Annotated in this window: 17 protein-coding genes and 1 pseudogene; 9 read left to right on the forward strand and 9 right to left on the reverse strand. The window is 60.6% G+C overall.

All coding sequences use genetic code 11. The features are described from left to right. Positions 1-6: 6 nt before the first annotated feature. Positions 7-3,522, reverse strand: a complete 3,516-nt coding sequence (gene smc, locus E5P3_RS16020; RefSeq protein WP_162586875.1) for a chromosome segregation protein SMC — start codon at positions 3,520-3,522, stop codon at positions 7-9. Between the two features lie 109 nt (positions 3,523-3,631). Between smc and E5P3_RS16025 the strand changes: the two genes are divergently transcribed. From E5P3_RS16025 to E5P3_RS16035, 3 genes are all read left to right on the forward strand, one after another. Next, positions 3,632-4,384: a hypothetical protein gene (locus E5P3_RS16025; RefSeq protein ID WP_162586876.1), complete on the forward strand. Its 753-nt coding sequence runs from the start codon at positions 3,632-3,634 to the stop codon at positions 4,382-4,384. A 486-nt stretch (positions 4,385-4,870) separates the two neighbouring features. After that, positions 4,871-6,187 (forward strand): ADP-ribosyltransferase, encoded by a 1,317-nt coding sequence (locus tag E5P3_RS16030; protein ID WP_162586877.1) that lies wholly within the window; start codon positions 4,871-4,873, stop codon positions 6,185-6,187. Positions 6,188-6,497: 310 nt separating this feature from the next. Then, complete coding sequence (locus E5P3_RS16035; protein ID WP_162586878.1) at positions 6,498-8,135, forward strand: hypothetical protein; 1,638 nt, start codon at positions 6,498-6,500, stop codon at positions 8,133-8,135. 406 nt (positions 8,136-8,541) lie between these two features. Here E5P3_RS16035 and E5P3_RS16040 read toward each other — a convergent pair whose 3' ends face one another. After that, on the reverse strand, positions 8,542-8,694 hold the full coding sequence (locus E5P3_RS16040; protein ID WP_162586879.1) for a hypothetical protein: 153 nt from the start codon (positions 8,692-8,694) through the stop codon (positions 8,542-8,544). Between the two features lie 358 nt (positions 8,695-9,052). Here E5P3_RS16040 and E5P3_RS16045 point away from each other — a divergent pair, with 358 nt between their 5' ends. From E5P3_RS16045 to E5P3_RS16060, 5 genes are all read left to right on the forward strand, one after another. After that, entirely contained in the window at positions 9,053-9,520 is a 468-nt protein-coding gene (locus E5P3_RS16045; protein WP_162586880.1) for a type III secretion system chaperone, read from the forward strand. 56 nt (positions 9,521-9,576) lie between these two features. Continuing rightward, a complete protein-coding gene (locus E5P3_RS16050) occupies positions 9,577-10,767 on the forward strand; it encodes a hypothetical protein (RefSeq protein ID WP_162586881.1) in 1,191 nt (396 codons plus the stop codon). Continuing rightward, the gene (locus E5P3_RS36150) at positions 10,768-10,896 is read left to right on the forward strand and encodes a hypothetical protein (protein WP_269473981.1); all 129 of its coding nucleotides are present in this window, start codon (positions 10,768-10,770) and stop codon (positions 10,894-10,896) included. A 475-nt stretch (positions 10,897-11,371) separates the two neighbouring features. Continuing rightward, complete coding sequence (locus E5P3_RS16055) at positions 11,372-12,064, forward strand: mobilization protein (protein ID WP_162586882.1); 693 nt, start codon at positions 11,372-11,374, stop codon at positions 12,062-12,064. Positions 12,065-12,384: 320 nt separating this feature from the next. After that, the gene (locus E5P3_RS16060) at positions 12,385-14,304 is read left to right on the forward strand and encodes a hypothetical protein (protein WP_162586883.1); all 1,920 of its coding nucleotides are present in this window, start codon (positions 12,385-12,387) and stop codon (positions 14,302-14,304) included. Positions 14,305-14,315: 11 nt separating this feature from the next. Here the strand turns inward: E5P3_RS16060 and E5P3_RS16065 are convergent, their stop codons facing one another. From E5P3_RS16065 to E5P3_RS16095, 7 genes and pseudogenes are all read right to left on the reverse strand, one after another. Beyond that, positions 14,316-14,852, reverse strand: coding sequence for a disulfide bond formation protein B (locus E5P3_RS16065; protein ID WP_162586884.1), 537 nt, complete (start codon positions 14,850-14,852; stop codon positions 14,316-14,318). Between the two features lies 1 nt (position 14,853). Further along, the gene (locus E5P3_RS16070) at positions 14,854-15,939 is read right to left on the reverse strand and encodes a sulfate/molybdate ABC transporter ATP-binding protein (protein ID WP_162586885.1); all 1,086 of its coding nucleotides are present in this window, start codon (positions 15,937-15,939) and stop codon (positions 14,854-14,856) included. 12 nt (positions 15,940-15,951) lie between these two features. After that, entirely contained in the window at positions 15,952-16,851 is a 900-nt protein-coding gene (gene cysW / locus E5P3_RS16075; protein WP_162586886.1) for a sulfate ABC transporter permease subunit CysW, read from the reverse strand. Then, positions 16,848-17,738: a sulfate ABC transporter permease subunit CysT gene (gene cysT / locus E5P3_RS16080; protein WP_162586887.1), complete on the reverse strand. Its 891-nt coding sequence runs from the start codon at positions 17,736-17,738 to the stop codon at positions 16,848-16,850. Before cysT ends, cysW begins: the two co-directional genes overlap by 4 nt. Continuing rightward, complete coding sequence (locus E5P3_RS16085) at positions 17,739-18,743, reverse strand: sulfate ABC transporter substrate-binding protein (RefSeq protein ID WP_162586888.1); 1,005 nt, start codon at positions 18,741-18,743, stop codon at positions 17,739-17,741. Next, positions 18,740-18,898, reverse strand: a pseudogene (locus tag E5P3_RS16090) (alpha/beta hydrolase); the annotation flags it as partial. The pseudogene E5P3_RS16090 and the gene E5P3_RS16085, both read right to left, overlap by 4 nt. A gap of 88 nt (positions 18,899-18,986) precedes the next feature. Continuing rightward, a complete protein-coding gene (locus E5P3_RS16095; RefSeq protein WP_162586889.1) occupies positions 18,987-19,901 on the reverse strand; it encodes a LysR family transcriptional regulator in 915 nt (304 codons plus the stop codon). A 133-nt stretch (positions 19,902-20,034) separates the two neighbouring features. Between E5P3_RS16095 and E5P3_RS16100 the strand changes: the two genes are divergently transcribed. Beyond that, on the forward strand, positions 20,035-20,682 hold the full coding sequence (locus E5P3_RS16100; RefSeq protein WP_162586890.1) for an FMN-dependent NADH-azoreductase: 648 nt from the start codon (positions 20,035-20,037) through the stop codon (positions 20,680-20,682). The last annotated feature ends 4 nt before the right edge of the window (positions 20,683-20,686 follow it).

The raw sequence follows: 20,686 nt of genomic DNA on the forward strand, positions 1-20,686 counted from the left end.
CGGTGCCTACGCGGCCTCGGCCATCGACACGGCCGATTCCATGTCGACCGCCACGATGCGCGAGACGCCCTGCTCCTGCATGGTCACACCGATCAGTTGCTCGGCCATCTCCATCGCGATCTTGTTGTGGCTGATGAAGAGGAACTGGGTCTCGCGGCTCATCGCCGTCACGAGCTTGGCGTAGCGCTCGGTGTTGGCGTCGTCCAGCGGCGCGTCCACCTCGTCCAGCAGGCAGAAGGGCGCGGGATTGAGCTGGAAGATCGCGAACACCAGCGCAATCGCGGTCAATGCCTTCTCGCCGCCCGACAGCAGGTGGATGGTCTGGTTCTTCTTGCCGGGCGGCTGGGCCATCACCTGCACGCCGGAGTCGAGGATCTCGTCGCCGGTCATCATGAGCCTGGCGTTGCCGCCGCCGAAGAGCTCGGGGAACATGCGGCTGAAGTGCTCGTTGACGATCTTGAAGGTGCCGCCGAGCAGCTCGCGCGTCTCGCCGTCGATCTTGCGGATCGCGTCCTCCAGCGTGTTGATGGCCTCGTTGAGGTCGGCCGACTGCGCGTCGAGGAAGGTCTTGCGCTCGCTCGCCACCGCGAGCTCGTCGAGGGCGGCGAGGTTGACGGCGCCCAGCGAGGCAACCTCGCGGTTGAGCCGGTCGATCTCCGACTGCAGGCCGGTGAGCCGGACCTTGTCCTCCTCGATCGATCGTGCGACCGCCTCGAGGTCGGCCTCGGCATCGGCCAGCAGCTGCTGGTACTGCTCGAAGCCCAGGCGCGCGGCCTGCTCCTTCAGCTGCAGCTCGGTGATGCGCTGGCGCAGCGGATCGAGCTCGCGCTCAAGCTGCAGCCGGCGCTCGTCGCTGGCACGCAGTTTGAGCGTGAGGTCGTCGTACTGGCTGCGCGCGGCGCCCAAGGCGGTCTCGCGCTCCAGCTTGAGTGAGAGCGCGTCCTGCAGCCCGGCCTGGGCCGCGGCGTCGGACAGGCGGCCGAGCTCGGCGCGGGCGCGCTCGTTCTCTTCGGTGAGCGAAACGACCTGCTGGGTCGCCGTCTCGATGGCGCGGTTGAGCTCGGCGCGCCGCGCTTCCAGCGTGCGCTGTGCGAAGACGGCCTCCTGCGCCTGGCGCTCCAGGCTGCGGTGCTGCTCGCGGCTGGCGGACAGGGCGCGGCCGGCCTCGATCACGCGCTCGTCGAGCTGGGCATGACGCTCCTGGCTGTCGGCCAGCTGCATGTCGAGCTCTTCGAAGCGGCCCTCGGCGGCGACGCGCTTTTCCTGCAGCTCCTCGAGCTGGGCCTCGACCTCGCCGAGGTCGGTGGACAGTTGCTCGCTGCGCGCGCGCGTCTGCTCGGCCAGCTGAGTGAGGCGCAGCGTCTCGACCTGCAGCTCGTGCGCGCGCGACTGCGTGTCGGCTGCTTCGCGCCGCACCGCGACCAGGCGCTGCGCGGCGTCGCCATAGGCAGACTCGGCGCGGGCCAGCGCGGTGCGGGCCTCCTCGCTGATCAGCGTCTGGGCGCGCAGCTGGCGCTCCAGGTTCTCCATTTCCTGCTGGCGCGCCAACAGGCCGGCCTGCTCGGAGTCCTGCGCGTAGAAGCTCACGCTGTGAGCCGTGACCGCATGGCCGCTCTTGACGTAGATCGCCTCGCCCGGCTGCAGCTTGTCGCGCTGGGCCAGGGCTTCTTCGAGCGTCGGCGCGGTGAAGCACCCGTGCAGCCAGTCGGCGAGCAGCGCCTGCTGGCCAGCGTCGCCGAGGCGCAGCAGGTCCGCCAGGCGCGGCAGCGCGCCCGGCGCCTGCGGCGCGGCCGCCGTGGGCGGGCTGTAGAAGGCCAGCTTGGCCGGCGGCGCATCGCCGCCGAAGGCGCGGACCATGTCGAGGCGGCTGACCTCGAGCGCGCCGAGGCGCTCGCGCAGCGCGGCTTCGAGCGCGTTTTCCCAGCCCTGCTCGATATGGATGCGGCTCCACAGGCCCTGCAGGCCTTCGAGGCCGTGCTTGGCCAGCCAGGGGGCCAGCTTGCCGTCGGTCTTGACCTTTTCCTGCAGGGCCTTCAAGGCTTCGAGCCGGGCCGACAGCTCGGCGTGGCGCGCGCCCTCGGTGTTGACGGCCTGCTGCTTGCCGCGGCGGTCCTCGTCGAGCTGCGGCACGGATTCCTGCAACTCGTGCAGGCGCGCATCGGCTTCACTGGCGGCTTCCTGTGCGGCGGCCAGCTGTTCCTGCAGCTCGCGCAGGCGGGACTCGTCGGGCGCCGCCAGCGCGTTCTGGTCGCTGCGCAGGCGCTCGGCGCGCTGCGTGAGCTGGCGGTGCTGATCCTCGATGTTGCGCTGGTCGGCGGCCAGCACCTGGATCTGCTGCTGCACCTGCGCGACGCTCGCACGCTGGGCATTGGCCTCCTCCTGGGCGCGCTGCTGCGCTTCTTCGAGGCCGGGGAGGCGCGCGTCGTGCTCCTCGAGCTGGGCGGCCAGCAACTCGGCCTGCTCCTCGGCGTTCACGCCCTGGCCGGCGAGCGTCTCGATCTCGGCCTCGGCGTCCTCGCGGCGCGTGTTCCATTGCGCAATCTGCTCGCCGAGCTGCACCAGGCGCTGCTCGACCCGCTGGCGGCCCTCGACCACGAAGCGGATCTCGCCCTCCAGCCGGCCGACCTCGGCACTGGCCTCGTAGAGCTTGCCCTGCGCCTGGTTGACCTGGTCGCCGGCCGCGTAGTGCGCCTGGCGCACGGTCTCGAGCTCGGACTCGACATGGCGCAGGTCTGCCATGCGCGATTCGAGGTCGTTGATGGCCTTCTCGCCATCGGCCTTGACCTTGGCCTGGTCGCCCTCGCTCTCGCTGCGCTTCAGGAACCACAGCTGGTGCTGCTTGCGCGTCGCGTCGGCCTGCAGCGTGTTGTAGCGGGTGGCGACCTCGGCCTGCTTCTCGAGCCGCTCGAGATTGCTCGTGAGCTCGCGCAGGATGTCCTCGACGCGCGTGAGGTTCTCGCGCGTGTCGCCGAGCCGGTTCTCCGTCTCGCGGCGGCGCTCCTTGTACTTGGAGACCCCGGCCGCTTCCTCGAGGAAGAGCCGCAGCTCTTCGGGCTTGGATTCGATGATCCGGCTGATCGTCCCCTGCCCGATGATCGCGTAGGCGCGCGGGCCGAGGCCGGTGCCCAGGAACACGTCCTGCACGTCGCGCCGGCGCACCGGCTGGTTGTTGATGAAGTAGCTCGAATTGCCATCGCGCGTCAGCACCCGCTTGACCGCGATCTCGCCAAACTGCGACCACTGGCCGCCGGCGCGGTGATCGGCGTTGTCGAACACCAGCTCGACGCTCGAACGGCTGGCCTGCTTGCGCGTGGTGGTGCCGTTGAAGATCACGTCCTGCATGGACTCGCCACGCAGTTCGGAAGCGCGCGATTCGCCGAGCACCCAGCGCACGGCATCCATGATGTTCGACTTGCCGCAGCCGTTGGGGCCTACCACGCCCACCAACTGGCCGGGCAAAAGGAAATTGGTGGGTTCCGCGAAGGACTTGAAGCCGGAGAGCTTGATCGAATTGAGACGCACGGCTGGTCTGGCTTAGGTGGCCAAGGTATTGATTTGTAAGGGAATATTTGCCGATCTGATCCTCCGGGATCGGCTCTCTGCCCGAGCCGGCGATGATAACGTGCGGGCCATGAGCGAATCCCTCCGGTCTTCCCCTCTCGCGCGCCGCGCCGTACTCATGGGCAGCCTGGCCGCTGCGGCCATCGGCCTTTCGGGCTGCGCCAGCACCGAGCGCGCAGAGCCTTACGGCAACAACGAGTGGCTGCAGAGCGGCGCCAATCGAATCGCGAACCTCGCCTTGCGCGACAACCTGCAATCGATACGGCGCGTGCAGCTCTCGCTGTACCGGCGCAACCCGCGCGAATGGCGCAAGTGGGCGACGAGCGCCGAGGATGCGACCCAGCGCACCTGGGACGCCATCTCGCAGGACGTTCCCCTGGCGCAGTTGCGCGGCGCCACCGGCATCGACGCCATCCGCCTCGCCTTCGAGACCCAGCCCAGGCCTTACGAAAGCGACCGCGTCGCGGCACTCGTGGTCGGCTGGGCGTCACTGCTCAAGCACGCCAACGGCGGCACCTGGGAGCAGACCATGCTCGACGGCGTGAACGCGGAGAACAGCTACCGCGCGGCGCGCAACGTCGAGATCTCGCTGTGGCTGATCGGCTCGAAGACCGGGCCGGACGGCCAGCCGCTGCTGCTGGCCACCGAGATCAGCGAGCGCGGGCGCAACCTGGTGGTCGATCGGGAACTTTCCAAGGTGGTGGCGCGGCTCGACCTGATGGCGGCGCAGGCGGATGAGAAGTACCGGCGCGCGGCGCTGGACTTCAGCCAGAACTGGCTGCTGGGCAACCTGGGGCCCTTCTTCGCGATGGTTCAAAGATAGGGCGCTTCCTCGGCCGCCTTGGCGGTGGAAACTTTCGTTTCCGGAATGTATCGCTTTCTTCAAGAAGTGGCAGGGTCACAAAGGTTTCCTAGCCGGCGAGAAGTTGGCCGCGCCGCGCAGTACACCAGCTATTTGGCTCCTGACTCCCTCTTCACAATGATTCTGGGATAGGTCGATTTTGAACAGGCCAGCCCATGGAACTTTGGTTTCCTGAACGTTCCTGATCAACAAGGCCGGGACACGGTTCCCGAAGTCCACAGGGGGTTTCGTCGTGGCGGCACAGCGCGCAGTCAACCGGAAGCATCGCGCCACATCCAAGCAGGTAATCAATTCAGGCCATGATCAATCGTTCAACCTTCAAGTCAGCGATTCCCACGGGCCGTGTTGGCGCTGTTCCATCTCCTGAGACAGGGGCGCCGACAGGACGTGCAAACAGCGACGCCTCCGACAACATTGTCCAAAATCGTTCCTAGACCCAGAAGATTCGTGAAGGCAGTTCCTCCTTCTTCAAGAATTCTCAACACGAATGCAGATCGGTCGTCATCCTCCAGCACTCTCCAGGAGGACTCAACTGGAAGCGAAGAGGCATCGGCAGTTGTCGAAGACGAGGCTTCGAGCCTCTCCGAATCCGGGCAGTCGACTGAAAATATCCAGAGCGACGCCAATAGAGGGAAAAATGCCCTCCCGAATACCGGGCATTCTTCCGTCTCAGGCGAACAAGATGCGACCAAACCCCGATGGGAACCCAAAAAAACGCCGCATCAAAGAAAACTGGATGCACTGAAGAAAAAAAGGCTCGATCCAAAGCTAATGCCAAAGCGGGAGATGGCTCGATCTATGCCCCGAGGATTTCAATCAGACTTGAAATTCTCGAGCAGCCCTGAATCTTCACCGAGCATGGCGGAGCTCAGCCATTCACTTGCTCCTCCGACAAACATAAACAAGCCCGACCCGTCGCATCGAAACAAGAAAACCCTTGGCGCTTTGATCCCAAAGCGCTTGATCGAGAAGCTCAAACACATCGCGTCGCCCGACGCTGCCGAGCCTTTGGTCGACGACGAAACCACCGACGCGAATACTCGCAATGCTTTCGGCAAGAGCTTGGCGAGCACCTTGAAAAGCCTGCACAAATCCGAGCTCTATAAGAACGCCGAGGAGCATCACGAGGCCAAGGGCACTCTGCTTACCGGTGTCCTGGAAAGTTACCTCTCGAGTTTGCTCAAGGATGAAAAAGCACGGGACACGATCGAGAAGTGGAAATTGACCGCGGACGGGGCAGTTGCTATCAGGTGGTATGGACGCGAGGGGTTTCAGTACGTGCAGCCATCACTCAGGAAAAAGCCGGACCCTGCGCTCATCAGCATTGCTGTCGCTGAGCCTGGAACCTTCAAGCACTTGGTGAAGGCGTGCGAAAGCGCCTTCGCCAAGCTGCCAGCGCTGCCGCGCGGCACAGCGCTCTTCCGGGGCACGAACTTCCTTTTTGATGAAAACCTCAAGCCAGGTGACGTTTATACGGACCCGGCATTCGTCTCCACGAGCAAATTGAAAGAGGTCACAGAGGTAAGGTTCCCAGGCCGCTACTTGCTGAAGTTCGTCAACATTCCGGATGACGACCCACGTTTGCGCGACGTCTCCTCCCTGACCGGCAACTCGAGCGAGTCCGAAGTTCTCTGGCTGCCCAACACGAGCTTCAGAGTCATCTCACGCGAAAACACCGGTGAACAGGTAGAGGTGGAGGTGGCCGGAAAGATGGAGATCGTGAATCAGGAGGTGCTCACGCTCGAGCCCGTCAGCATTAACTGAGCCGGCCTTGCCCCTCGCACATATCCATTGTTCTTCATGGATATCGGCTAGCACACCGCCGTCGCGAGGACCGCCTTCTTCGCGCAGGTCGACGCCCGGGCAGTGACCGACTGATCCTGGACCGTTCATAGCGATCACTCGCTGCGCCGAGAAATCACAGCTCAACTCAATTCACCTACCAAGCGTATCAGGACTCCAATTGATGTATCAATCAAAGTATCAGTAAAGCCTTGGCGCTCTGTTCAATTGCCAGCTGGCTTGAATAGCATTTTTCCATTCCATTATTCCTCACCCGTCTCTAAATCTAGCCATGAAACCAACATTCACTTCAAACTCGAGAGTTATTGGATCTTATCGCGCTCAAACACCGTTGAAGACGAAAGATGAAGCAAATACAGAAGCGACCACTCCGCTGGGAAAATCTGTTCCGCGGAGAATCAAAAATGGCGATTTCCTGGGAGTTGCTCGGCGGGGGCGTAGAGCCGACCCGTTCTTGATGCTGAGGGATGAGCAAAATCGACAAGACCTGGCGTCATCTCCTTCCACTGAAGAAAACCATGTAATCGATAAACAAGACAACGAATCTTCGGGTGGCGATGCGATCAGCGACTCAAACATTATCAGGATACCTGATGATCTTAGGACTTCCGACCCGATTATCGATGAGAGCCTCTCAGGCAGCGAAGTGATCGGCGGGGCAGCCGTAATCGAGGCATCAGATCAGCCCCAAACCCCCGGTAACCTTGATGAGGAGAGCCTCACAGGCAGCGAGCCTTCATCATCGGAAGTGCATCTTTCTGAAAACATTGGATCTCCAGTGACGGAGGTTGGCGACTCGCCGCCCGCATCTCTAAACCTGCCTAAAAAGCGACAACCGGTTCTCTCAAAGCGGAAGGTTGTCGCCGACTTAACGTTGGACCCGGTTTTAGGGGGGCTGATTCACAGAAGGGAGCCAAAGGAGCCGCGTCCTGCAAGAAAGTTGGCTCAAATTTTGCCCCCACTGCAGTCGAAGAGAGAAAAGACCAGATCTAACAAATTTAAGTCGCCCAGAAGGCTGATCAATGAAGCCAAAGAAATCAAGGCAACCAAAAAAATCGAGCACGCCAAGCGCACCAACCTTCAATCCATTCTAGCCAATTTACCGGCAGGGATAAATCTGGATGACGACGGTAATTTGAGCGGCACCTCCCTGATCACCAGCCTTCCGAAGAAATATCGAGAAGGCACGACGAACTTTCAACCTGGAAAGGAGGGCATGAAGTATCAGGATTTTGTTAACGCGAAATATAAAGAAGCACTAGCGGGTCAACCCACAAGTATTGGCGGAAGCAATTTCGTCAAGCAGGCCGCCTCCGATTTTTATCGAACAGACTATGAATTTATTGGCGAACACAAGATTTTTCGTTCTGCCGATATTGAATCCAAGACCCAGGCGGTGCGCCAAGAGACCGTCGCTGCCAACTTGGTTGAGTTCGCAGGCACAGAAGAAGCCGCGCACGTTTTATCGTCCGTTCTTCAGCAAGGTGTAGTGACTGGACTCTTGACCAGCCTGAGCAATAGTGAAGGGGTGGCACTTAACAGCCATTTGCGCCCCGTCAATATAAAGACAACAACTGGGATTCATCGGCAGGTCACGCTATTCAAGGACGACGGCACTCGGGAAGTGATTCTGGACCCTCGCGGCATGGGCACCGCCAAGTTCAAGCTTTCCCGTAATGAAAATAGCGATTTCAAGCTGTTGGTCGACTGGCAGGCTTACTACGATTTACAACGCGACAACGTGGGCGAAAATCTTGTCGACGGTTTGCCGCTGGGCGAGAACGATGTCATTGGAGTCCATTTTCAGACCGAGTTCATCATCAATAAAGTCGAGGCCGACAAAGGTGAAATACAAATTTCGACAGACGGTATTTCGGCGACGTTCTCCGGGCGCCTTCAGATGAACTGAACGGGGAACTGGTCGACGAGCCCGCCGAGTCGGTTCGCCGGGGAAGACAGCGTGGACTGCCGTGCATCGTCACGGCGCTGACGCCTAGAATGCCTCCGCATTCAACGATGCGTTCAACCACAAGCTGATGAACTCCATCAACTTCATCGGCGGCGAAAAAGGCGGAGTCGGCAAGTCCGTTAACGCTGGGCTCCTAGCGCAGTGCTCATCGATCACAGCAAGCCCTTCGTAGGCTTCGACACCGATCGATCGCACAGCCTCCTTCACCCGTTCCTACGACGGCTTCGAGACGCATCCGCAGCAGAGCGTGTGATCGTGGATCTCGCAGCGCAGATGCTGGCGTCGCTGGCGCACTGGATCCAATGATTCGGAGCCTTTCGACGTCTTCGCCGGCCGCAGCCAGCGATCAACGGGCCTGCGGCGCCTTGGTCAGCCGATCGATCGCGAGCGGTCGAAGGTTGTCGCCCGACTCGACGTGATGGCCGCGCAGGCCGACGAGAAGGACTGGCGCGCGGCGCTGGACTTCAGCCAGAACTGGCGGCTGGGCAACCTCGATCACTTCTTCTCAATAGGTGGGTAACAGGTAACTTGATCCTGGCATTTTTATGGCTAGTACTTTTATTCGCAAAATTTCAATTGCCCTGCGAACAAATCCTCGCAGTAACGACTATCGAAGCTGACGAGAAGTACCGCAATCCGCACTGGATGAAATCTGTTCCTTTTTATTTCTTTTCGATGTGTTAGAAAAAGTCAACTCCTAGGCCTCTTTGATAGTGGAACCTTCGTTTGCAGAGAGTTACTGATTCGATGAGAAAACCAGGTCACAAAGGTTTCCAAGATTTGCAGGGGGTTCCACGTTGTAGCGAAGAAGCAAGCCGTCGTGCGGCGGCTTGCCACGTACAAGTAGATAGGTATCCATGAATATTGATTCAGATCAGGTAGCCCAACTCCTCGTGGAGTTGGGCGAACGCACGCCGCGCATCGAAAGCATCGTCCAGGAGGCGGGTGCACCCCGGTGGGCCATCGAGCTGGAAGACGGTCTCATCGTTTTCGCAGAACTTGATCAAGAACGCAGCAGGCTCAGCCTTGAGACGGACTTGGGCCAGCCGCCCGATGAGCATCGGCTAGCAACCTGCGAGGCTTTGATGATGCTCACATCCCTTGAGCACGCAACCGCCGGCATTGCCACTGCCTTGAGTGAACCCCACGGTGCATTCCAACTATGCGGACATGCTCTCTTGAAAGAATTTGCTCCTGCAGATCTGCAATCCGTTTTTATTTCTTTTGCAGATCACGCACGACATTGCCAGGAAATCGTTGCACGTGGCGCCCAGCAAAATTTAATCGAAGAAAGTGATTTTTCAAACCATCCTCTTTTAGCTTAGTTTGAAAAAACTTTCCCCTAAAAAGCCACACCAAATATTCAACCAAAGTCAATATCATGCCACAAATCCTACTCAACAAGAACACTTCAATTCTTGACCTCAAAGATTTTCTATTGAAAAACAAGGACGCCGAGCTTCACTCAAAAAACACAGAAAAAGGCGTATGCATCTACACCAAAAAAAATGGAATAGGTGTAAAAGAATTTGCATTCAAGGAAACAATGGATGCTCGACGACTACGAGCACGAAGGGCGCTCATTACATTTGTGCAATCGAAAAATCCAAGTGTCGTGGTCGAAGAATTTAAACATTTTCTTGTGCCAGATGAAAAAACACTCACGCAACCATTGCACGGAAGTCAAGCGCTTCTTGCACTAGCAGAAAGCCAATACACGCCGCTTATCAATAAAACAAAATATCGCCAGAAAATAGAAAATGAAAAAGATCTATATTCGCTAAAAGACGATCTAAAAGCAGTAAATTGGCGACTGATTGCTGCCAAACCAAGCACCTTCCTCACGGAGATTTGCATTTGGATGTGTGATCAAGCCAAAGCTCCAATACTTCCCGCTCCTTCCTTTGAAAAGGATCCTGGAAAATTCAATTTGGCGCTAAATTTTGCAAAGCATTCGACCATCACAGATACCGTGATCTCAAACGACGCCGCACAATACCAAACCCTTCAAAACGCGACACGTGAATTCATTGATCAAGATTTGGCGAAAAACGCGGAGAAAAAGGATCTACATGATTTATTTGTGAGATCTGATGTGGTTTCGTCAGCCGCATTAAGAGAGGTGCTCGGCTCTCCAAATTCAATGATACGAAGTACCGAGGTAGCAGCCAGGGACTTTATTAAATCTATTGAAGAAAAGCCAGAAACAAGTAAGTTCCTGGCCAGAGATCTGAGGACAAGCAGTGCGAAGCAAATTGAGAGAATTAAATTTGGCGCACGGCTGTTTACCGATGAGAGCTATCTCCTTCTTTACCCAGAGTTTAAGCGTCCGATATTGCGCAGTATGGGCTTGAGCATGGGAGAAATGGCCAAAGAGCTCGAAAACCCCCAGGGGGCATTTCAAGCACTTCTTCGTATAGCAAAGGCTGCAGAGGACACCCCGTCGGCTTTCCTCGAAGATTTGTCAGGACTCAAGGAACGTAGTGTTCCAGCCTATCGCAAGAAGTGGCTCGAGGTCCACAAAATTTTTAAAAAGGAGATAGCCGACAAGCAAGAAAAAAGGGAAAAATAAATGGCTGATCTTGAAAAAATGCAAAGAGAAATGAAAAGACAAATGATTGGAAAGTTTATTTATGGCGGTCCGCAGCCGACAACAATTCAGCCTCCGGAACTTCAGCCCATGCAATTTCAGCCCACGTAAGTAGCCCAACTGCTGGTGGAACTGGGCGAACACACACCGCGCATCGAAAGCGTCGGCCAACAGGCCGCGTGCCTCGCTGGGCCATCGGAAATGGACGGTGGTCTCATCGTCCCTGCGGAACTCGTTGGAGAACGCAGCAGGCCTCAACCTCGAGACGGACCTGGGCCGGCCGCCCGAGAAGCACCAGCGGGCGGCTTGCGAGGCTTTGATGATGCTCACATCCCCTGAGCATGCGTCTCACGACTGGGCGATGGCACTCAGTGAGCCTGCTGGCGAGTTCCAATTCTGTGGCCGCGTCACTGTGCCGGATGCCCATTGGGTCAATCTGCGGCCCTTCTCTCCTTCATCGACGAAGGACAGCAGTGGAAGGAAATCGTCGCGCGAGGAATCCAGCGTTGGGGGATGCCAAGCTTCAGCAGATGCATGGCACCTAGAATCCCTCAGGCTTCTTCACCCCCATCCTCCCAGCAACCTCATGAGCTCCATCAACTTCATCGGCGGCGAAAAAGGCGGAGTCGGCAAGTCCGTCACCGCCCGGGTCTTGGCGCAGTACTTCATCGATCACAGCAAGCCCTTCGTGGGCTTCGACACCGATCGATCGCACAGCTCCTTCACCCGCTTCTACGAGGGCTTCGCCTCGCCGGTGGTGGTCGACAGCTACGAGGGCCTGGATACGGTGGTCAACGGCTTCGAGACGCATCCGCAGCAGAGCGTGATCGTCGACTTGGCGGCGCAGACGCTGGCGCCGCTGGCGCGCTGGATCAAGGATTCGGAGCTATTCGATGTCTTCGCCGGGCTCGGCGTGACGGTCAATTTCTGGCATGTGCTGGACGACGGCAAGGATTCGAGCGACCTGCTCGGCACGCTGGTCGACACCTTCGGCAACCGGCCGAACTACATCGTGGTGCAGAACTACGGCCGCGGCAACGACTTCGCCCTGCTGCTCGGCTCGCAGTCGCTCAGCAAGGCGACGGCGCACGGGGCGCGCGTGATCGCCCTGCCCCGCCTGCACGACGCGAGCATGCGCAAGATCGATGCGCGCAACACCAGCTTCTGGAAGGCGGTCAACGACCGCGAGGGCCCGAACGCGCTCGGGCTGCTGGAGCGCCAGCGCGTCAAGAGCTGGCTGGCAACCTCTTATGCAGCCTTCGACACGCTGCCGCTTTGATCGCCCCTGGCTCCTGCCGCCACGGTAGGACAGCTGGCCCGGGATTAACTGGTTTTCGAAGCCCGAAGGCGCTGTCGTTGCTCACACAAGGCGCGGGTACGACGGCTTGATACCCCGGCAAGTGGATTGGCAGCGCTTTCGCCGTGCTGCACCGGCTTGGCCGCCATCGCGCTGATCTCATCGCTCGCGCGGTGCATTCGACCGAGCGCGCCGCGTGATCGGCTTTGTCCGTGTCATGAATCTCGAGCTCAAGTTTGATGGGCTCACACCCTTCTCTTTAACGCTTTGTGACTTTTGGCGCATCGATCTGCAACTTTCGATTGAGTGGCCGTTACAAAGATCAAGAGAACGGCGGTCACCCATCAACCGCACGCCGCACTTCGAAATCGAACGCCATGCCTCCCACACATTCTCTTGACGTCACCACCGCTACAACTGTCCACCAACTGCAGGATTTCCTGAATAGCGCAAAAAGCGAGCGCACTCTTCACGCAAAGATCGGCAAGGACGGTTCACGCGTGCTCTATGTAAGCAAAAGCAAGGGGGGGACTGGCTTCAAGCAAGCACTGTTTCCCAAAAAATTCGAGCAGCGGAAAATTGCCGCGCGTCAGGCCATCCTGGACATCACAGGGGCAAATAGCACAGGACAAAACACAGCTTTGTATGCCTGGATAACAAGCGGAGTTATACGGAAAGAGCTGGATGAAGGTAATTTCGTAGTCGACATCGCCCCGCTGATCGTGGGAGAGTTGAAATCCAGACTGTCCGAGCAAATCGAGCTCCATCAGCAAGCCTTGGCAGAAAAATATTTCAAGGGAATCGAGCTTGACTTCGGCAGCGGCAAGGCGCGGACGCCGTTCTCAGCTCAAAACGAGAAGACCTCGCCATTGGCAAAAGGTTTGCAGCATGCAATGGTTGGTATTCAAGATGCAGCTCATCAACTGAGCGGGTCCAATCGCAAGGAGCTCCGGGACAGCACGACGGCTTTCATCAAGGACAATCTGCCAGACTGCCCTTTCGAGGCCCCGTACGAATACGAACAGATCGTTGACTTCAGCCTTGCTTTCGACAGAGACATAAACAAGCTGTTGAACCAGATTTTTGAAAAAGCGCCGCAAGACAAAACGGCGCAAAATGTCGCGATGGCATTAGCCGATAATTTCAAGAAATTAAAGTTCAGCACAGATCTTTTCGCCAACAAGAAATTCATTGAGAGCTGTCCGGAAACGAAGCGCGAGGGCGTGATCGAACTCGGAAAGAAACTGGGCGCACTTCACGAGCTTCTCCATCAGCCCGAAGGATTCTATACATCCCTCGGCGCGCTTACCGGCTTGGCAATCAAATCGCCCCCCGACTTCAGGATTTACCTGGATAAATTCAAAACCAATTTCATTCTTGCCAATTTGCCAGAAGGCGCAATCGCGGATGAAAATGGAAATTTGAGTGGAAGTCAGACACTTCGGGTAGTGCCGGACATCTCCAAATACCCAGATCTGCTATCACCAACAATCGGCTATGCTGGCTCATCCATTTCAGAGATGCTCGAGCGCGAAAAAACAATTAGCCTGAAGAATGGCAAAAAGGAGATTGGTCCAATTACGGTTCACAAACAGGCAATTGCTGATTTCTGGCGATTCGACTACGAGATTCCGACTGAACCAGGTACTGTGTTCAGATCCAGCGACTTGCCAGTGGGAACTGAACAGCAAGACAATCGCAACATGGCCGTTGCTTACGCGGTCAACGCGTTTGCGGGAGGTAATCCCAATGCCACCGTAGTGCTCTCTTCAGTTCTTACCCAGACTACATTAGCTCCGCTGTTTCATTGCCTGGCCGACCCGGAAGGAAAAATTGTTCCTTTCAGAATGGTCACCACCTCCAATTCAGCGACCTTCGATGAGCCGCTGATGCTTCAGAAGAGCGACGGGACCTACGAAAAAATCTCAACCAAAGGCATGGGAGCGTGCAAATGGAAGCTTTCCCATGTGATCTCCGAAAACGGTCGCATTGACTACAAGATCTCGATTGATTGGCAGACTTATGTAGTTGCCGGCAAAATGCAGGATTGGCTATCACTGCCAGAGAACCATGTTCTTGGAATTCACTGGAAGGCAGATTTCATCGTCGACGGCGATGAAGCTCGCGACGGAGCGCTGAAACTATCGATTCCGAACGCGATCGAGGCGACCTTTTCAGGCCGCGTGAACGTTCAGAAAAAAAGCGAGGGCATCGAGGTCTGACTCGCGCCCGGTCATGCCACCTTCGACGCCCTGCCGCTCAGGGAATCGGAGCGTGAGCCACGCGAGAACAGCAGGCCGAGCAACAGCAAGCCAAACCCCACAAAGGCAACAAAAGACCAGTTCGCAATCGACAGTCCCAGAAAGGTCCAGTCGATCTGCGTGCAGTCGCCGCCGCCGCGGAAGATCATCGGCAGGGCCCGCTTGAGCGGGAAGGTCTCGATCATCCCGTAGAGGTCGCGCCCGCAGGACACGACCTCGGGCGGGTACCACTGCAGCCAGCTCTGGCGTGCGGCGGTGTAGGCGCCGCCAGCGGCCATCACCAACGCCAGCGTTGCGCCGGTGAGCTGCAGGCCGCGGCTCTTGCTCAGGGCCGCCAATCCCGTGAACACTGCCACCAGCACCAGCGCATAGCGCTGCACGATGCACATCGGGCAGGGCTCGAGACCCACCACATGCTGCAAATAGAGCCCGAAGGCCAGCATCGCCACGCAGGCGGCGCAGATCAGCGCGAGCGCGCGGCGCGGCGCCCGGAAGTACCAGTCGAACAAATCAATGCCCCTCTACGAAGACGCGGGCCCGGCGCGGCGTGGCAACCACCGTCTCGCCTTCGCGCAAGCCCAGGTCCCGGAACTGTTGCGCAGGGAGTTGCGCTTCGATGATGGTTCCGGAGCCAGGATTGTCTGGATTCGATTCCACCGGTTCGAGTTCCAGGCGCGCGATGGGCCCGACCACGATGGCCCGGCTCAGGGTCGCGACGATGCCGCTGGCACCGGGCACATAGCGCTCGATGTCGAGGTCATGCGGCCTCACATAGGCCAGGGCCTTGCCGTTTTGCAGATCGCGGTGCTCGGGCGAGTCGATGCGGATGCCTTCGACATGCACCTCGCCTTCGTGTGCGCGGCCGTGAAAGAGGTTGACGTCGCCGAGGAAGCCGTAGACGAAGGGGCTGGCCGGGTGGTCCCACACGTCCTGCGGCGAGCCGACCTGCTCGATGCGGCCGCTGTTCATCAGCACCACGCGGTCGGCGACTTCGAGCGCCTCCTCCTGGTCGTGGGTGACGAAGATGCTGGTCACGTGCAACTCGTCGTGCAGCCGGCGCAGCCAGCGCCGCAGCTCCTTGCGCACCTTGGCGTCGAGCGCGCCGAAGGGCTCGTCGAGCAGCAGCACCTTGGGCTCCACCGCCAGCGCACGGGCCAGCGCGATGCGCTGGCGCTGGCCGCCGGAGAGCTGGGCCGGGTAGCGGTCGGCCAGCCAGTCGAGCTGCACCAGCTTGAGGAGGTCGTGGACCTTGGCCTTGATCTGCGCCTCGCTCGGGCGCAGGCTGCGCGGCTTGACGCGCAGGCCGAAGGCCACGTTCTCGAACACCGTCATGTGGCGGAACAGCGCGTAATGCTGGAAGACGAAGCCGACCTGGCGCTCGCGCACGTGGACGTCGGTCGTGTCCTCGCCGGCGAACAGGATGCTGCCGGTGTCAGCCGTCTCCAGGCCCGCGATGATGCGCAGCAAGGTGGTCTTGCCGCAGCCCGATGGGCCGAGCAGCGCGACCAGCTCGCCGGAGTCGACGTCGAGGCTGACGTCGCGCAGCGCGTGGAAGTCGCCGAACTGCTTGCTGACGTTGCGGATTTCAATGCTCATGTCTTGTTCTCCTCAGGCTTGCGCAGCCGAGAGCGGACGCTCGGGCGGCAGCTCGGCAAGGGCCTTCATCTCGCGCTCGTGGCGCCATTCGATGACCGACTTGATGACCAGCGTGACCAACGCCAGGATGGCCAGCAGCGAGGCGACCGAGAAAGCCGCGACCGATTGGTATTCGTTGTAGAGCACTTCCACGTGCAGCGGCATGGTGTTGGTCTGGCCGCGGATGTGGCCCGAGACCACCGACACGGCGCCGAACTCGCCCATGGCGCGCGCATTGCACAGGATCACGCCGTACAGCAGCCCCCACTTGATGTTGGGCAGGGTCACGCGCCGGAAGGTCTGCCAGCCGGTGGCGCCGAGCACGATGGCGGCCTGCTCCTCCTCGGTGCCCTGCGCCTGCATCAGCGGGATCAGCTCGCGTGCGATGAAGGGGAAGGTGACGAAGACGGTGGCCAGCACGATGCCGGGCACGGCGAAGATGATCTTGATGTCGTGCGCCGCAAGCCAGGGCCCGAACCAGCCCTGCGCGCCGAAGACCAGCACGTAGATCAGGCCCGCCACCACCGGCGACACCGCGAAGGGAAGATCGACGAGCGTGGTCAGCAGCGCCTTGCCGCGGAATTCGAACTTGGCGATGGCCCAGGCCGCGGCCACGCCGAAGATCAGGTTCATCGGCACCGCGATGGCGGCGGTGATGAGCGTGAGGCGGATGGCGCTCCAGGCATCGGGCTCCTTCAGCGCGTCGAGGTACGCGTCGACGCCCTTGCGCAAGGCCTCGGTCGCTACAGCGGCCAGCGGCAGCACGAGGAACAGGAACATGAAGGCCAGTGCCAGGCCGATCAGCGTGAAGCGGACCCAGGGCGCCTCGGTGGTGCCGGCCTGGGCGCGGCGAACGGTGCGGCTGCTGCTCATGCCGACGCTCCACGCCGCCGCTGCCACGCCTGCAGTGCATTGATGACCAGCAGCAGCATGAAGGAGATCACCAGCATCACCAGCGCGACCGCCGTCGCGCCAGCGAAGTCGTACTGCTCCAGTTTGCCGATGATGATCAGCGGCGTGATCTCCGAGATCATCGGCATGTTGCCGGCAATGAAGATCACCGAGCCGTATTCACCGATCGCACGGGCGAAGGCCATGGCGAAGCCCGTCAGCAGCGCCGGCGTGATCGAGGGCAGGATCACCTTGGTGAAGGTCTGCAGCCGCGTCGCGCCCAGGCTGGTGGCGGCCTCCTCCAGTTCCTTCTCGGTGTCCTCGAGCACCGGCTGCACGGTGCGCACCACGAACGGCAGGCCGATGAAGATCAGCGCGATCACCACGCCGGCCGGCGTGAAGGCAAGCTTGATGCCCATCGGCTCGAGGTACTGGCCGATCCAGCCGTTGCCCGCAAGCAGCGCGGTCAGCGAGATGCCGGCCACGGCGGTGGGCAGCGCGAACGGCAGGTCGACCAGCGCGTCGACGATGCGCTTGCCGGGGAACTTGTAGCGCACCAGCACCCAGGCCACCAGCAGCCCGAAGACCAGGTTGACGAGCGCCGCGATGAGCGAGGCGCCGAAGGTCAGGCGGTACGAGGCCATCACGCGCGGCGCGGTCACAGCGGCCCAGAACTGCTCCCAGCTGAGCAGCGAGGTCTTGAAGGCCAGTGCCGACAGCGGGATCAGGACGATCAGGCAGAGATAGAAGATCGAGAAGCCGAGCGTGAGATGGAAGCCCGGCAGCACGCGCCGGGATACGCCCGTATTCCCCCGACGCGGCAAAGGCGCTGCCGAGGACGGCAGCGCCGAAGAGAGGGCTCCGCTCATTTACTTTGCGCCGGGCGTATACAGCTTGTCGAACTGCCCACCGTCGTTGAAGTGCACCTTCTGCGCCTCGCCGAGGCTGCCGAACAGTTCCTGCACGGTGAAGAGCTGCAGCGGCTTGAAGGTGGCAACGTGCTTCTTGAGCACCGCCTCCGAGCGCGGGCGCAGCGCGTGCTTGGCCGCGATCTCCTGGGCCTCGTCGGAATAGAGGTAGTCCAGGTAGGCCTTGGCCAGCTCGGCGGTGCCCTTCTTGGCGACCGTGCGCTCGACCACCGCCACGGGGTTCTCTGCCACGATGCTGATCGAGGGATAGACGGCGTCGGCCTTGCCGGCACCGAACTCGCGCTCGATGGAGACCACTTCCGATTCGAAGGTGATCAGCACATCGCCGATGTTGCGCTGCAGGAAGGCGGTGGTGGCATCACGCCCGCCGCGCGCGAGGATGGGTACGTTCTTGAACAGCTTGCCCACGAACTCGGCAGCCTGCGCATCAGTGCCGCCCTTCTTCTTCACGTAGCCCCAGGCCGCGAGATAGGCATAGCGGCCGTTGCCGCCGGTCTTGGGATTGACGATCACCACCTGCACGCCGGGCTTGATGAGGTCGTCCCAATCCTTGATGCCCTTCGGGTTGCCATTGCGCGTGAGAAACAGCATGGTCGAGGTGGTGGGCGCCGCGTTCTGCGGGAAGCGCTTGGCCCAGTCCTTGGCGACCACGCCGGCGTTGGCGAGGAAGTCGATGTCGGTGGTGGTGTTCATGGTCACCACGTCGGCCGCCAGGCCGTCGGCGACGGCGCGCGCCTGCGCGCTGGAGCCGGCGTGCGACTGGTCGATCTTGACGTCCTTGCCCGTGGTCTTCTTGTAGTTCGCGATGAAGGCCGCGTTGTAGTCCTTGTAGAACTCGCGGGCCACGTCGTAGGACACGTTCAGCAAAGTCTGGGCCGAGGCGGCACCGGCGGCGGCTGCCAGCGCCAATGCAGCAATGATCGTCTTCGTCGTCTTGAAAGTCATAGGGTAGCCAATGGTTGGAAAGGGGGACGGGCGCCCATCAGCGCGCTGGGTTCGTCCGTCAGCGACCGGAGCAGCGCCAGGCCCAAAGGCCAGTCGCCATGCCCCGAATCGATGTTGATATGGATATGGCCGGCATTCTGCATGCGAACGAATTCGCCAGGAGCGCCGATTCTGCGGAGCATTGCTTCAAAGCCAAACGAATATCTAATTGTTTGAATATATCTGTGGTGAATAAGCCCGCCCCTACACCAGGAGATTGAAGCCCTCGGCGCCGACGTGCTCGCCCAGGAAATCGATCAGCTTCCGGATCGCCGGCACCAGCGCCCGCCGTGACGGAAACACCGCATGCAGGATGCTCGCCGGCGGCCCCCAGCCCGGCAGCACCTCCACCAGCCGGCCCGCCTCGAGGTCCTCCTTGCACATGTAGCCCGGCAGGATGCTGGCGCCGATGCCCTCCACCACCGCGAACTTGAGCGTCAGCAGATCGTCCGCCAGGTAGCGCGGCCGGTGCTGGACGGTGTGCGATGCGCCATCGGGGCCTTCCAGGCACCAGCTCACCCGTCCATCCGCGGCCGACTGGGCCACGGTGTCCAGGCGCGCGAATTCGCCCACCATGCTGACCGGGCCCTGGCGCCGCAACTGCTCCGGGCTGGCCACCAGCACGCCCCGGGCGACGGCGAGCTGCTTGGCCACCAGCGTGGTGCTGTCCTCGATGACCGGCCGCACGCGCAGGGCCAGGTCGATGCCCTCCTCGATCAGGTCGACCGCCCGGTTCAGGATGCGCATCTCGATCTGAACCGCCGGGTAGCGCCGCATGAACTGCGACACCAGCACGCCGACGCCGCTCTGCGCCAGCGTGATCGGGCAGCTGATGCGCACCAGGCCGCGCGGCTCGGTTTGCACCTGGGCGATGGCTTCGGCGGCCGCCTCCGCGGCGTCGCGCATGGCGATGCTGTGCCGCAGGTAGAGCTCGCCGGCCGGGGTCAGCGAGAGCTGCCGGGTACTGCGCTGCAGCAGCTGCACGCCCAGGCGTGCTTCCAGCTCGGCGACCCGGCGCGAAAGGCGGGACTTGGGAATGCCCAGGGCCCGCCCGGCGGCCGCAAAGCCCCCACGCTCGGCCACCTCGGCGAAGAAAACCATGTCGTTGAGATCCTGCATGGGGCGGATTGTTCCACCAACAGGACGATCTGTGTGAATTTTGCCTTCTTATCAAGCAATCGTCTCATAAATAGACTTACACCATGCCGACCGATCCCTGCGCCGGCGCCTTATCGAAAGAGAGCGATTGATCATGAAACTGCTGCATGTCGATTCCAGCGTCCTCGGTACCAGCTCCGTTTCCCGCCAGCTCACCGCGGAGATCGTGGCCGAATGGCGCAAGAGCCATCCGAACACGAGCGTCGAGTACCTCGACCTCGCCGTCGACACCCCCAACCACTTCAATGCCGATGCGCTTGGCATCAAGGTCGGCGTGCAAGCCAGCCCCACCGAAGCCCAGCGCCGGGAGAATGCAGTCTCCGAGCGGCTGGTGAGCCAGTTCCTGGCCTCCGACGTGATCGTGATCGGCGCACCGCTCTACAACTTCACCGTGCCGACCCAGCTCAAGGCCTGGATCGACCGCCTGGCGCAAGCCGGCCGCACCTTCACCTACACCGACAAGGGCCCGGTCGGCCTGGCCGGCGGCAAGACGGTGATCGTGGCGTCGACCCGCGGCGGCATCTACTCGACCAGCGAAGGCGGCCAGGCGTTGGAACATCAGGAAAGCTACCTGAAGGCCATCTTCGGCTTCTTCGGCATCACCGACGTGCGCTTCGTGCGCGCCGAGGGCCTGGCAATGGGCGACGCGCCCAAGGCCGCTGCGCTCAGCGCAGCGCGTGCCGACATCTCGGCCGCAACGGGCGAAGCCGCGAACCAGGACCGCGCCGCCCTCGCAGCCTGATGAA

The organism is Variovorax sp. RA8, assembly GCF_901827175.1.
GTDB lineage: Bacteria > Pseudomonadota > Gammaproteobacteria > Burkholderiales > Burkholderiaceae_C > Variovorax.